Below are 12,117 nucleotides of genomic sequence, written 5' to 3' on the forward strand. Positions count from 1 at the left end.
GTCAGAAAACCTTAAGTATCTTCTTAACAAAAGGGGGGTCTTCTATTCTTGTTTTATGCTTCTACACGTTCAGTCCATGAAGTTGCTGTTGTTTTGAGAACTTTGTTGAGTTCGTCAATGTTCTCAAATCCAGTTGTACGCAACCATTCACGAGCTGCTGCTTCACCGTCTTTGATGTAGGCTTCAACTGATCCAGCCCAAGTTGCACGGCCGCAAAGAACACCGTTAAAGTTTGCACCTGATTCGTGGGCAAAGACAAGGGTTTCTTGGAAAAGTTTAGCTGACACTCCCGCACTCAAGTAGATGTATGGAAGGTTAGTCGCTTCGTCTTGTGCTTTGAAGAAGGCTGCTGCTTCTTCACGAGTATACACGATTTCACCATCGCCAAAACCTTCAACGTATTTGACATTGACTGGAACTTCCACTTTCAAGACATCGATGTTGAAGCGTGGGTCTGAGAAGACCTTCATAGCACCGATAACCTTGTGTGGTTTTGCTTTAGCGTATTCAGCAGAACCTGCGTCAGCGATTTTTTCATCGTAAGCGAGGATTTCAAGGAAGAATGGAATGTCTTCCGCCACACACTCTGAACCGATGCGTTCGATGTAAGCTTGTTTTTGTTGGTTGAGTTCGTCAGAGCTGTCTACATCGTAGTAAAGCAAGAATTTGACAGCATCAGCACCTTGTTCTTTGATGCGTTTGGCAGACCAAACATCCAAGCAGTCTGGCAAGCGTTTAGTGCTAGTTGTGTCGTAGCCAGTTTTTTCATAAGCAAGGAGAAGGCCTGCGTTGGCATCAAGCGCTTTTGTAGCTGGGAGACCATACTCAGGGTCAAGAAGCATAGATGAAGCGTATTTTGTCAATTCATCTGCAACCAAGACCTTGAGTTCTTCCATTTGAGCCACAGTTGGTTCCTCTGTTTGGTATTGAGCCATGAGGCGTTTTAAAGCACCACGTTGGTCAAAGGCAAGAGCTGAGATAATGCCATTCTCGTCAGAGAGTTTTTGCAAGCGGGCTACTTTATTGGGACTTAATTGTAATTTACTCATAGATACTTCCTTATTTTTGATAGTCATGAATGATGACACCTTGTACCACACGGTTTACGGTGCCTGTAGGTGATGGTGTATCTGGTTTGTTTTCCACTTTAAGCGAAGTCAAAAGGGCAAAGAGTTGGGCATATACGATGTAAGGGAAGACACGGTAAATGTCATTCAAGACACCGCCGCAACCAAGTGCCACTTCTTTGACATTTTCAAGACCAAAGGCCTGATCACTCAAAAGCACGACGCGACGGGCAATCTGGTCACCAGCCACTTCACGAACCAAGTCCAAGTCGTACTTGCGAGTGTAGTCTGTCGTTGTGCCAAAGACCAAAACAACTGTATCTTCGTTAATTAATGATTTTGGACCGTGACGGAAGCCAACTGGGCTTTCATACATAGTTGCCACTTGACCAGCTGTTAATTCCAAAATCTTGAGCTGAGCTTCATGAGCAAGACCGAAGAAAGGACCTGCCCCCAGATAGATGACACGGTTAAAGTCTAGGTCAACAAGCTCTTTGACATCTGCTGCATTGTCTAGGACCTTACGGGCAAGGCTAACCACAACTTCAAAACGTTCAGCTTTAACAGCAAATTCTGTAGGGTCAAAAACCAAGAGAGCTGTCAACATCATAGATGTAAAGCTAGAAGTCATGGCAAAGCCAGCATCATTAGAGGCAGCTGGTTGCAAGAGCAAAAGATTGCGCTCATCGCCATGAGCTTGAAGCGCCAATTTACCATCTGCAGCACATGTAATGGTCACTTGATAGAGGTCGTCAACCAAGGCTTTAGCCAAATCAACAGTCGCCACACTTTCAGGTGAATTCCCACTACGAGCAAAGGATACAAGGACAGTCGCCACATCTTTTTTCAGATAGGTTTCTGGATTGGCTACAATATCTGTTGTCGCAATAGAATTGAAGTTCCATTTACGTTCGTCATAGACTTCCTTAAAGTATGGTACCAAGGTATCTCCCACATAAGCAGAAGTACCAGCACCTGTCAAGATGACCTTGATATAGTCATGTTTATCAGCGATACCTTGCAGAAAAGCTGCAATTTCTTCACGTTTCGCTTGATAGGCTTCAAAAGCCTCTTCCCATACATCAGGCTGTTGGTAGATTTCACGAGTCGTGATTTCTGCACCCAGTTCAAGTAATTCTTCTTTTGTGTAATTTAGCATAGAGTTCCTCTAATCTATTGTTGTTTCATTCCTATTGAAAATATGGGAATGGGAGTGACTCCCATTCCCATGTATATTCTATACAAGCTGTTCTAACGATTTAGCCGTTATCACATCTTATTCGTCTTCGTCATCATCGAAGCCAGCTAACAAATCATTGACTTTTACAATGCTTTCTGCAGCACGACTCTTATAGTCCGCATCTGCGCCTGTAAGGCTGGCATTGATAAATTCAATCACCATTGGAAGATTCATCCCTGCGTAGAGTTCAATGTCGCGACCTTCCATAATCAAACGGCTTACCACGTTACATGGTGTACCACCGAGAAGGTCCGCAAAGACTAGGAAATCATCCAATCCTTCGATAGCAGCTTCAAATTTTGCAGTAAATTCTTCTGGGCCATCTTCTGGAAGAAGAGCCACTGCATGAATGTTGTCCTGTGGACCCATGATCATTTCTGTGCTACCTTTCAGTTCTTCACAGAAGCGACCATGACTCACCAAAATTAATGATTTGCTCATAAATTATGCGCCCATTCCAAGCAAGAATTTACCGATGAATGAAAGACCTACTGCAAGAACGATAATGATACCGATCGCTTTAGTAGAGTTCATACCTTTCTTACCAAGCAACCAGAAGATAAAGGCAGTAAAGATTGCTGGAAGCAAGCGTGGGAAGATTGAGTTCAAGATGTCTTGGAAGTCAATCATCTTTTCACCGATTGGCAATTTGTAAGAAATATCAAAGTTGATCATTGTTGCTACAAGAGCACCCATCATGAAGACACCAAGTACAGATGCAGCGTCAATCAAAGCTGTCAACGTACTTTGCATGTTATTGATAAGGTTAACCCCTTCTTTATAGGCAAATTCCAACTGTTTCCAACGGAAGATGTCATATGCAACTGCAACTGCAATCCAAAGGAAGATACCCCATGGTTGGCCAGCGATAGCCATAGTTGCTGCGATAGATCCCATGATAGCAGGTACAAGTGAACCAAAGATTGTGTCTCCAAGAGGAGCAAATGGTCCCATCAAACCTGTCTTGATACCGTTAACGGCATCTTTTGAACCTATACCATCTTTTTCTTCCATGGCAAGGTCAAAACCAGCGATAATTGTGTGGAAGAATGGAGAAGTATTGAAGAATTGAGTATGAACTTTCATCATTTCTTTCAATTCAGGAGTTCCATCCCCATACATTTTACGCAATTGAGGCAAGATCATGTAAAGGTAACCAGAAGCTTGCATACGTTCATAGTTCCAACCCAATTGGAAAGTAAACAAGCTACGTTTGTTGATTTGATTAAAATCTTCTTTTGTAAGTTTGTAATTAGAATTCGTCATCTTCGATTTCCCCACTTTCTGATGGTGTAGAAGGTGCTGCTACAGCTACTTTTTGGCTGTTCTTAAAGTGAACAACTGCAAGGAAGATACCTACGATAGAGATACCGATCATAGACAAACCTTTGAAGTTGTTAGCAAAGCCAATCTTTTCAGCAACATCAGCAGGTAAAAGGCTAATGATACCAGCAACAGCACCACCAAGACTTGTTACGTATGAGTAAAGTACAGTCAACATAGCTGTCAAACCGAATCCCATAGCAAGGTAGTGAAGGTTACGTTTAACCGGAAGGTAACGAAGCAAGATAGCGAATCCAAGACCTGGAAGCATACGACCTGCAAGAGTCAAACCGTCTGCAACCCATTGATATTCTTTAACAAGGTCTACTACTGATTGTACAAAAGCACCACCAAAAGCAAGGGCGAAGAATACTGGAAGGGCGCGAGAAAGAGCCCAAGGAACTGCACCAAGAAGGTAGTTGCGTTCGATACCTTTGTAGTCGAAGCGTTCGATCGCAGCATCAATACGGTGTGCAAAGAAAGTAGTTGTCATACGTCCAAGAACGTCGAAGTATGTCAAAAGTGCTGCTACTGGTACAGCGATTGTTGTGATCGCAAGATCTGTATCAATACCTTGAGAGATAGAGAATGCTGTTGCAAGAACCGCACCAGAAGTTGCGTCGATACGAGAAGCACCACCAAAGGTACCAACCCCGAGAACGAACAACTGCAAGCTACCACCGATAAACAAACCAGTTGTCACATCTCCCATGATCAAACCGGTAATGAAACCAGCGAATACAGGGGAACCTGCAGATGAAACGATTGTCAACTCATCACAGATTTGATAAGCTGAGTACAAAGTGAGAAGTAAAATTTGCCACCATTGTATCATAACAATGACCTCCTAAAAATTTTTTCCTATTTTAATAAGCTCAAAAAGTCTGAAACTGGATCATTTGGAACCATTTGAGCAGTGAGTTTCACACCTTTTTCTGCTAGTTTGTGGAAATCTTCCACATCCTTGTCTACCACGTTGATAGAACGTGTGATAGAGCGAGTTTCTGGTGTTTGAGACATATTGCCGACGTTGAGTGTTTCAAGCGGAACACCTGCTTCGACCAAACCAAGGAAACGGTCTGGTTTACGTGCAACGATAAAGAGACGTTGGCTATCGTATTTACCAGCAAGGATATTGGCTGCTGCTTTCTCAACTGGCAAGATACTGAGTTTGACACCTGGTGGTGTCGCAAGTTTCAAACCACTCTTTTCAATATCGTTGTTAACAACTTCGTCGTCTACAACCATAATGCGTGAAACGTTTAGTTTCCCTGCCCAAAGATTGGCTACTTGACCGTGGATCAAACGTCCATCGATACGGCATCCTACAATTGTCATAAGTTTTCCCCCTTTATGTGTTTTAGTGTAGGTTTACGAGTTAAATGAATCTCTTCTTTATATTCGCCCTCAGTTTCAAAGATGACGATGCGGTTAGCACCTTCCTTGAGATAGCTATGGGGGATATAAAGTGAGAGGGTCGGGCCGACGTTCCAGAAACGTCCTAGGTGACGCCCATTGACAAAGGCAACTCCCTTACCAAACTCAGACAAGTCTAAGTAGGTATCCTTCGGCTCTTCAACGGTGAAGTCAAAAGCGTAAAAGGCGGGTTGTCCTTCTGTCCATCCTTTTGAAAAATCAATTTTCTCAGGATTATCCAATGGAAGTGGATATTGTTTCCAATTTAACATGAAGTGTAGATCCTTGCAGACACCTGTCCGAATTCCTTTACGTTGCGTATCTGCCAAGAACTTATGTCCGTAGTTGACACGCCCCATATTTTCGACCAAGATATCAATCTCTGAAAAGCCTTCTCTATTGCCCTGACAGTAGATATCTTCACCAATTTCTGTCTGGTATTGAGTGGCAATCCATTGACCATCTACATAGAGTTGAGCTCGATCACGTCCATCGATGATACGGAGACGTTCCTCTTCTGCATCCCAACTTGCTTCGGTACGATAAAGAAGGTAGCCATAACTTTGACCAAGTTCTTCCATCGCTTTTGGATAGAGACTTTCAGTTGGACTTGCCAGGCTATCCAGGGTTTCAAACAAGGAAACTTTTTCGACTAGTGGAATGGATTCCATTTCCATGCTTTCCTTGTAAAGTGGTTCCAACTGTGGATACTCTGGGAAGTGTGTTGCCATCATCTTCTTGACTGCTAGGTATTTAGCAGTTGGATTTCCTTCTTCATCGAGAAGGGCATCATAGTCGTAAGATGTAACTTGTGGCAAATCTAGAGTTCCTCTGGCCGAGCAGCCATTCATGAAACCAAAGTTTGTGCCACCATGGAACATGTAAAGGTTGATGGAGCCTTGCTCTAACACCTCTCGAACAGCTTCCGCCAACTCTTTTGGATCGCGTGTGATGATGGGTTCTTTCCAACGGTTGAACCAACCATCCCAGAATTCCATACACATGAGAGGCCATTTTTTGCCATGCTCATCAAAGAATTCCTGCATCTGTGAAAAGTTGTATGGAGCTTTAGAGCCGAAGTTCCCTGTCACAAAGAGGTCATCTTCGATCAAGGTTCCGGCTTTCAGAGTCGCTCTCCAAGGACCGTCTGAAGTAAAGAGTGGGCAATCAATCCCTCGGTCTTCCATCAATTTTCGAATCGCTCTCAGATAAGACTTATCTTCTCCATAAGAACCATATTCATTTTCGACTTGCATCATAAGAATGTTTCCACCATTTTCCAACAAGCGAGGCACAAGCCTCGGCAATAACTGGTCATAATAGCGAGCAACCGCCTCGATGTAGGCCGGGTCGGACGAGCGGATTCGCATGTCCTTGGTCAAGAGCCAAGCCGGCAAGCCACCAAATTCCCATTCCGCACAGATAAATGGAGACGGGCGTACAATGGCATAGAGACCCAAATCTTGTGCTATTTGAAGAAATCTCTCCAAATTTCTGGCACCTTCAAAATCAAATTCCCCTTCAACGGGTTCATGTAAATTCCAAGCCACATAGGTCTCGACCGTATTAAAGCCAAGCGCCTTTAAGTTATAGAGAGAATGATACCAATCCTCTGCTGGAATTCTAAAATAATGAATGGCGCCAGACAAAATCTTGAACGACTTCCCATCTAAATAGAAATCGTCCTCAATTTTAAATCTTGTCATGTTACCACCTCTGACGAATTAAGTTTGCGCTTTCATTTATTATAATATTAAATATAATCAAATCTTTTGCATTTGTCAATAGGTTTTAGAAAATTATTTAAAATTTTTCTATTTTTTTACTTACCATTTACCAAAATTATCTAAAAATAGCATGAAAGCGATATTTTAATGTATGATAATTCACAAGGTTATGAAATGAAATTTTTTATATGTAACATAACATTTTTAGTCTATTATTTTAATTTTTTTTACCTAAATACTACTATTTTGTCTGTATTTATGGTAAAATCAAGACTGGAGAAAGAGAATCGAGGTGAAATTATGGCTATTCCAAAATACCAATATATTAAAGATGAATTAAAAAACAAAATCATCTCTGGTCAATTTGCAAGTGGAGATAAATTTTATACAGAAGCAGAATTGATCGCGATGTATGATGTTAGTTCAATCACTGTTGTGCGTGCTTTGAATGACCTTGCAAAAGACGGCTATATTGTCCGCCAACAAGGGAAAGGGACTTTCGTTTCACGTGCCCGCAAGCACAAACTCGTTGAATTTTCAGATGTCGAAATCTTTGAAACAAAAGATGATAAAGTTACTGTCCTTTCTATCGAGCGCGGAAACAAGCTTGAGTACCTGGAGAAACTTGGATTACGTGGAGATCAGTTCTACTACAAAATTGAACGTACCCGTCAAACAAATGGCGTAACTTACATCTACCACACATCCTATATTCCTGAACAATACATCAATGCCAACTATCCAAATCTTGACTATTATAGTTCTATCTATAAACGTTTCAAATTGGATTACCGCATTCACATGAACGATGAACATTTTGAGGAAATCAATGAAATCGCATTTCCAACACCAGAGCATGTTGCTTCTGTACTTGGAATCGATACGCAATTTCCAACAGTCTTCCAAACCAAGACTACTAAACTTGAGGCTACTGGCCAAGTCCTCGCCTATAGTGAAACGTATAAGCGAGCAGACTACTACAAAATTAAATTCCTCTCATGTAATCGAGGTCATTAAGAGAAAGCTTGAGCCTAGCTCAGGCTTTTTCTATACCTATTATAGCATGAGGCCGAGGCTATGGAAATGTTCTGAAAGGTTCTTATTTAATTAGTAGCATTTTTACTAAAAACAAGTTAAATATCGGCTTTCTCTTTCTCATTTCTGGAAATAATTTTCTTCTAAATCTTATGATTTCCTCTATTTATTATAGTTCTTATATAAACCCACTTGACATTTTACTCCTTACATAATAAAATAAAATCGGTTTTATGTAAACGCTGTCATATATGATAATAACAAGGAGGTTTTGTCATGAAACTAGAAAAGAAACAGCGCTTCTCCATTCGTAAATACGCGGTTGGAGCAGCTTCTGTACTTATAGGATTTGCTTTTAGCGCACAAGTCGTAGCTGCCGACGGGATTACTCCAGCTCCAACAGCTGAGGAAACCGTTCAAACTATTCAGGAGAGTCCACAAGCAGCCGAAGAAGCTGTAGAGTCCAAGGCCCCAGAAAAACTGGAAGAAAAGGCTGGCGAGCCTGCAAAAGAGGAGGTCAAAGAAGACAAGGAGGCTCCTCATACAGTTGCTCCAAAAACGGAAGAGTCAAGCGCACCAGTTGTGACAGAAAATGCTACTCCAACTCCTACTGCCGAGAAAGAAAGCCCTGCTCCAGCTGAAACTCCTGCAGCAAGCACTCCTTCAGAAAAGAAAAATGAAGCAGCCACACCTGCAGTAACCACTCCTAACACTGAACGAGCACCTCAGGTAAATGAAAAACTGGCAAAACGAAAAATGATCTCAATTGATGCTGGACGCAAGTACTTTTCTCCAGATCAACTCAAAGAAATCATCGACAAAGCCAAACACTACGGTTATACTGATCTTCATCTACTAGTTGGAAATGATGGCATGCGTTTTATGTTGGACGACATGACGATCAAAGCCAATGGTAAAACCTATGCAAGCGACGATGTCAAACGTGCACTCGAAAATGGAACTGATGCCTACTACAAGGATCCAAACGGCAACCATTTGACAGAGAGTCAGATGACGGACTTGATTAACTACGCTAAAAACAAAGGCATTGGTCTCATCCCAACTGTAAACAGCCCTGGTCACATGGATGCGATTTTGCATGCAATGAAAGAACTAGGCATCCAAAAACCGAACTTCAACTACTTTGGTAAGGAATCTGCTCGTACCGTTGACCTGGATAACAAAGAAGCTGTTGAGTTTACCAAAGCCCTGATCGACAAGTATGCTGCATACTTTGCTGGAAAAACTGATATTTTCAATATCGGACTAGACGAGTACGCCAATGATGCTACAAACGCCAAAGGCTGGAGCGTTCTTCAAGCCTATAAATGGTATCCAGAAGATGGATTCCCTGACAAGGGTTATGATAAATTTATCGCCTACGCCAATGACCTTGCTCGCATCGTCAAATCTCACGGCCTCAAACCAATGGCCTTTAACGACGGTATCTACTATAATAGCGACACTAGCTTTGGAACCTTTGACAAAGATATCATCGTTTCTATGTGGACTGGTGGATGGGGCGGATACGACGTCGCTTCTTCTAAACTTCTAGTTGAAAAAGGCCACCAGATTCTTAATACCAACGATGCTTGGTACTACGTCCTCGGACGAAATGCCGATGGTCAAGGCTGGTACAACCTCGACCAAGGACTCAATGGTATCAAGAACACTCCAATCACTTCTGTACCAAAATCTGATGGGGCTACTATCCCGTTCATCGGGGGTATGGTAGCTGCTTGGGCGGATACCCCATCTGCACGCTATTCACCATCACGCCTCTTCAAACTCATGCGTAGCTTCGCAAATGCAAATGCTGAGTACTTTGCTGCCGACTATGAGTCTGCTGAACAAGCTCTGAAAGAAGTCCCAACAGACCTTAACCGCTATACTGCAGAAAGTGTCGCAGCTGTCAAAAAAGCTGAAAAAGCTATTCGCTCACTCGATAGCAACCTCAGCCGTGCCCAACAAGACACCATTGATCAAGCAATCGCAAAACTCCAAGAAGCTGTTAGCAACTTGACCTTCACACCAGAAGCTCAAAAAGAAGAAGACGCGAAACGCGAAGTTGAAAAACTTGCCAAGAACAAGGTAATCTCTATCGATGCTGGACGTAAGTACTTCACACTTGACCAACTCAAACGCATCGTAGACAAGGCGAGCGAACTCGGCTACTCTGATGTGCATCTTCTCCTAGGAAATGATGGACTTCGCTTCCTCCTTGATGACATGACCATCACAGCTAACGGCAAAACTTATGCAAGTGACGATATCAAAAAGGCCATCATCGAAGGAACAAAAGCTTACTACGATGATCCAAACGGAACCACTCTTAGTCAGGCTGAAATCACTGAATTGATTGAGTACGCAAAATCAAAAGGTATCGGACTCATCCCAGCGATCAACAGCCCAGGTCACATGGATGCCATGCTCGTCGCTATGGAAAAACTTGGAATCAAGAATCCTCAAGCCAACTTTGACAAGGTCTCCAAAACAACTATGGACCTCGAAAACGAAGAGGCGATGAACTTTGTCAAAGCCCTCATCGGCAAGTACATGGACTTCTTTGCAGGCAAGACTAAGATCTTCAACTACGGTACAGACGAATATGCCAATGATGCTACCAACGCCCAAGGCTGGTACTACCTCAAATGGTATGGACTCTATGGCAAGTTTGCTGAATATGCTAACACTCTTGCTGCCATGGCTAAAGAAAGAGGCCTTCAACCAATGGCCTTCAACGATGGTTTCTACTACGAGGACAAGGACGATGTTGAGTTTGACAAGGATGTCATCATCTCTTACTGGTCTAAAGGATGGTGGGGCTACAACCTTGCATCTCCTCAGTACCTTGCAAGTAAAGGCTATAAATTCCTTAATACCAACGGAGACTGGTACTACATTCTCGGTCAAAAACCAGAAGATGGCGGTGGCTTCCTCAAAAAAGCTCTCGAAAATACCGCGAAAACTCCATTTAATCAACTAGCATCAACTAAATACCCTGAAGTTGACCTTCCTACTATTGGTAGTATGCTTGCTATCTGGGCAGATAGACCAAGTGCTGAGTATAAGGAAGAAGAAATCTTTGAACTCATGACTGCCTTCGCAGATCACAACAAAGACTACTTCCGCGCTAACTACAATGCCCTCCGTGAGGAGCTTGCTCAAATTCCTACTAACTTGGAAGGATACAGCAAAGAAAGTCTCGATGCCCTAAATGCAGCTAAAGAGGCTCTCAACTACAACCTCAATCGCAGCAAGCAAGCTGAGTTAGACACTCTTGTAGCCAAGCTCAAAGCAGCCCGTCTAGGCCTCAAACCAGCGGAAACTCACTCAGGAAGCCTCGATGAAAACGAACTAGCTGCCAATGTTGAAACCAAACCGGAACTCATCACAAGAGCAGAAAAGATTCCATTTGAGGTCATCAAGAAGGAAAATCCGAATCTCCCAGTCGGTCAGGAAAAGATCATCACACCAGGTGTAGAGGGCGAACGCACTCATTACATCTCTGTCCTTACTGAAAATGGGAAACAAACAGAAACTGTTCTAGATAGCCAAGTAACCAAAGAACCTGTGACACAAGTGGTTGAAATCGGTGCCCCTATTACTCACAAAGGAGATGAAAGTGGTAAAGCGACAACTGCAGAAGCAAAACCGAGACTAGATATCCAAGAGGAAGAGATTCCGTTCACTACTGTGACACGTGAAAATCCACTCTTACTCAAAGGGAAGACTCAAGTTGTTACTAAAGGCGCTAACGGTCGTCGCAGTCATTACTACTCTGTGAGCACTACTGTTGACGGTAAGGAAGTGAAAACTCTTGTAGATAGCCTTGTGACCCAAGAAGCAGTGACCCAAGTTATTGAAGTCGGAACTCTTGTTACCCATGTGGGGGATGAACACGGTCTTGCCCCAGCCGCAGAAGAAAAACCTAGACTGGACATCCAAGAAGAAGAGATTCCGTTCACTACCGTAACACGTGAAAATCCACAATTACCAAAAGGACAAAGTCAAGTAGTCGTTGCTGGAGTAAATGGTCGCCGTACCGTCTTCTACTCTGTCAGCACTACTGCTGATGGCAAGGAAGAAAGAACCCTTGTCAATAGTGCGGTATCGCAGGAAGCGGTCGCTCAGGTTGTCGAAGTCGGAACTGCCGTTGAGAAAGCTGAGCAAGCTGAAGCAACTACTAGCAAAGCAGATGAAAAACAACTCCCTGCAACAGGAAGTCAAGACTCTGCAGGCTTGGTCGCAGCAGGACTCATGGCCACACTAGCAGCTTACGGGCTCACTAAGAAAAAAGAAGATTAAC

At 43.0% G+C, this 12,117-nt stretch carries 9 protein-coding genes; 2 read left to right on the forward strand and 7 right to left on the reverse strand.

Annotated features, from left to right (window positions below):
* Positions 1-53: 53 nt before the first annotated feature.
* From lacD to ACIY14_RS06325, 7 genes are all read right to left on the reverse strand, one after another.
* Positions 54-1,049, reverse strand: a complete 996-nt coding sequence (gene lacD, locus ACIY14_RS06295) for a tagatose-bisphosphate aldolase (protein WP_409001966.1) — start codon at positions 1,047-1,049, stop codon at positions 54-56.
* Between the two features lie 10 nt (positions 1,050-1,059).
* Positions 1,060-2,226 (reverse strand): SIS domain-containing protein, encoded by a 1,167-nt coding sequence (locus tag ACIY14_RS06300; RefSeq protein WP_409001967.1) that lies wholly within the window; start codon positions 2,224-2,226, stop codon positions 1,060-1,062.
* A gap of 117 nt (positions 2,227-2,343) precedes the next feature.
* On the reverse strand, positions 2,344-2,748 hold the full coding sequence (locus ACIY14_RS06305; RefSeq protein WP_000045700.1) for a PTS sugar transporter subunit IIA: 405 nt from the start codon (positions 2,746-2,748) through the stop codon (positions 2,344-2,346).
* Between the two features lie 3 nt (positions 2,749-2,751).
* Positions 2,752-3,573, reverse strand: a complete 822-nt coding sequence (locus ACIY14_RS06310) for a PTS system mannose/fructose/sorbose family transporter subunit IID (protein ID WP_409001968.1) — start codon at positions 3,571-3,573, stop codon at positions 2,752-2,754.
* A complete protein-coding gene (locus ACIY14_RS06315; protein WP_409001969.1) occupies positions 3,560-4,465 on the reverse strand; it encodes a PTS mannose/fructose/sorbose/N-acetylgalactosamine transporter subunit IIC in 906 nt (301 codons plus the stop codon). Before ACIY14_RS06315 ends, ACIY14_RS06310 begins: the two co-directional genes overlap by 14 nt.
* A gap of 26 nt (positions 4,466-4,491) precedes the next feature.
* Positions 4,492-4,968: a PTS system mannose/fructose/N-acetylgalactosamine-transporter subunit IIB gene (locus tag ACIY14_RS06320; protein ID WP_000156968.1), complete on the reverse strand. Its 477-nt coding sequence runs from the start codon at positions 4,966-4,968 to the stop codon at positions 4,492-4,494.
* Positions 4,965-6,752 carry a glycoside hydrolase family 35 protein gene (locus tag ACIY14_RS06325; protein ID WP_409001970.1) on the reverse strand — a complete coding sequence of 596 codons (1,788 nt, stop codon included), beginning with the start codon at positions 6,750-6,752 and terminating at the stop codon, positions 4,965-4,967. Before ACIY14_RS06325 ends, ACIY14_RS06320 begins: the two co-directional genes overlap by 4 nt.
* A 279-nt stretch (positions 6,753-7,031) precedes the next feature.
* On the opposite strand from ACIY14_RS06325, the gene ACIY14_RS06330 reads away from it, so the two are divergent.
* Complete coding sequence (locus tag ACIY14_RS06330) at positions 7,032-7,790, forward strand: GntR family transcriptional regulator (protein WP_162278992.1); 759 nt, start codon at positions 7,032-7,034, stop codon at positions 7,788-7,790.
* Between the two features lie 294 nt (positions 7,791-8,084).
* A complete protein-coding gene (gene strH, locus ACIY14_RS06335; RefSeq protein ID WP_409001971.1) occupies positions 8,085-12,116 on the forward strand; it encodes an LPXTG-anchored beta-N-acetylhexosaminidase StrH in 4,032 nt (1,343 codons plus the stop codon).
* The last annotated feature ends 1 nt before the right edge of the window (position 12,117 follow it).

It is taken from the genome of Streptococcus sp. ST16 (assembly GCF_046098135.1).
Lineage (GTDB): Bacteria > Bacillota > Bacilli > Lactobacillales > Streptococcaceae > Streptococcus.

Excerpts from the sequence above, each read along its gene's own strand:
- lacD (WP_409001966.1), bottom strand. The coding sequence starts at position 1,049 with ATGAGTAAATTACAATTAAGTCCCAATAAAGTAGCCCGCTTGCAAAAA.
- ACIY14_RS06300 (WP_409001967.1), bottom strand. The coding sequence starts at position 2,226 with ATGCTAAATTACACAAAAGAAGAATTACTTGAACTGGGTGCAGAAATC.
- ACIY14_RS06305 (WP_000045700.1), bottom strand. The coding sequence starts at position 2,748 with ATGAGCAAATCATTAATTTTGGTGAGTCATGGTCGCTTCTGTGAAGAA.
- ACIY14_RS06310 (WP_409001968.1), bottom strand. The coding sequence starts at position 3,573 with ATGACGAATTCTAATTACAAACTTACAAAAGAAGATTTTAATCAAATC.
- ACIY14_RS06315 (WP_409001969.1), bottom strand. The coding sequence starts at position 4,465 with ATGATACAATGGTGGCAAATTTTACTTCTCACTTTGTACTCAGCTTAT.
- ACIY14_RS06320 (WP_000156968.1), bottom strand. The coding sequence starts at position 4,968 with ATGACAATTGTAGGATGCCGTATCGATGGACGTTTGATCCACGGTCAA.
- ACIY14_RS06325 (WP_409001970.1), bottom strand. The coding sequence starts at position 6,752 with ATGACAAGATTTAAAATTGAGGACGATTTCTATTTAGATGGGAAGTCG.
- ACIY14_RS06330 (WP_162278992.1), top strand. The coding sequence starts at position 7,032 with ATGGTAAAATCAAGACTGGAGAAAGAGAATCGAGGTGAAATTATGGCT.
- strH (WP_409001971.1), top strand. The coding sequence starts at position 8,085 with ATGAAACTAGAAAAGAAACAGCGCTTCTCCATTCGTAAATACGCGGTT.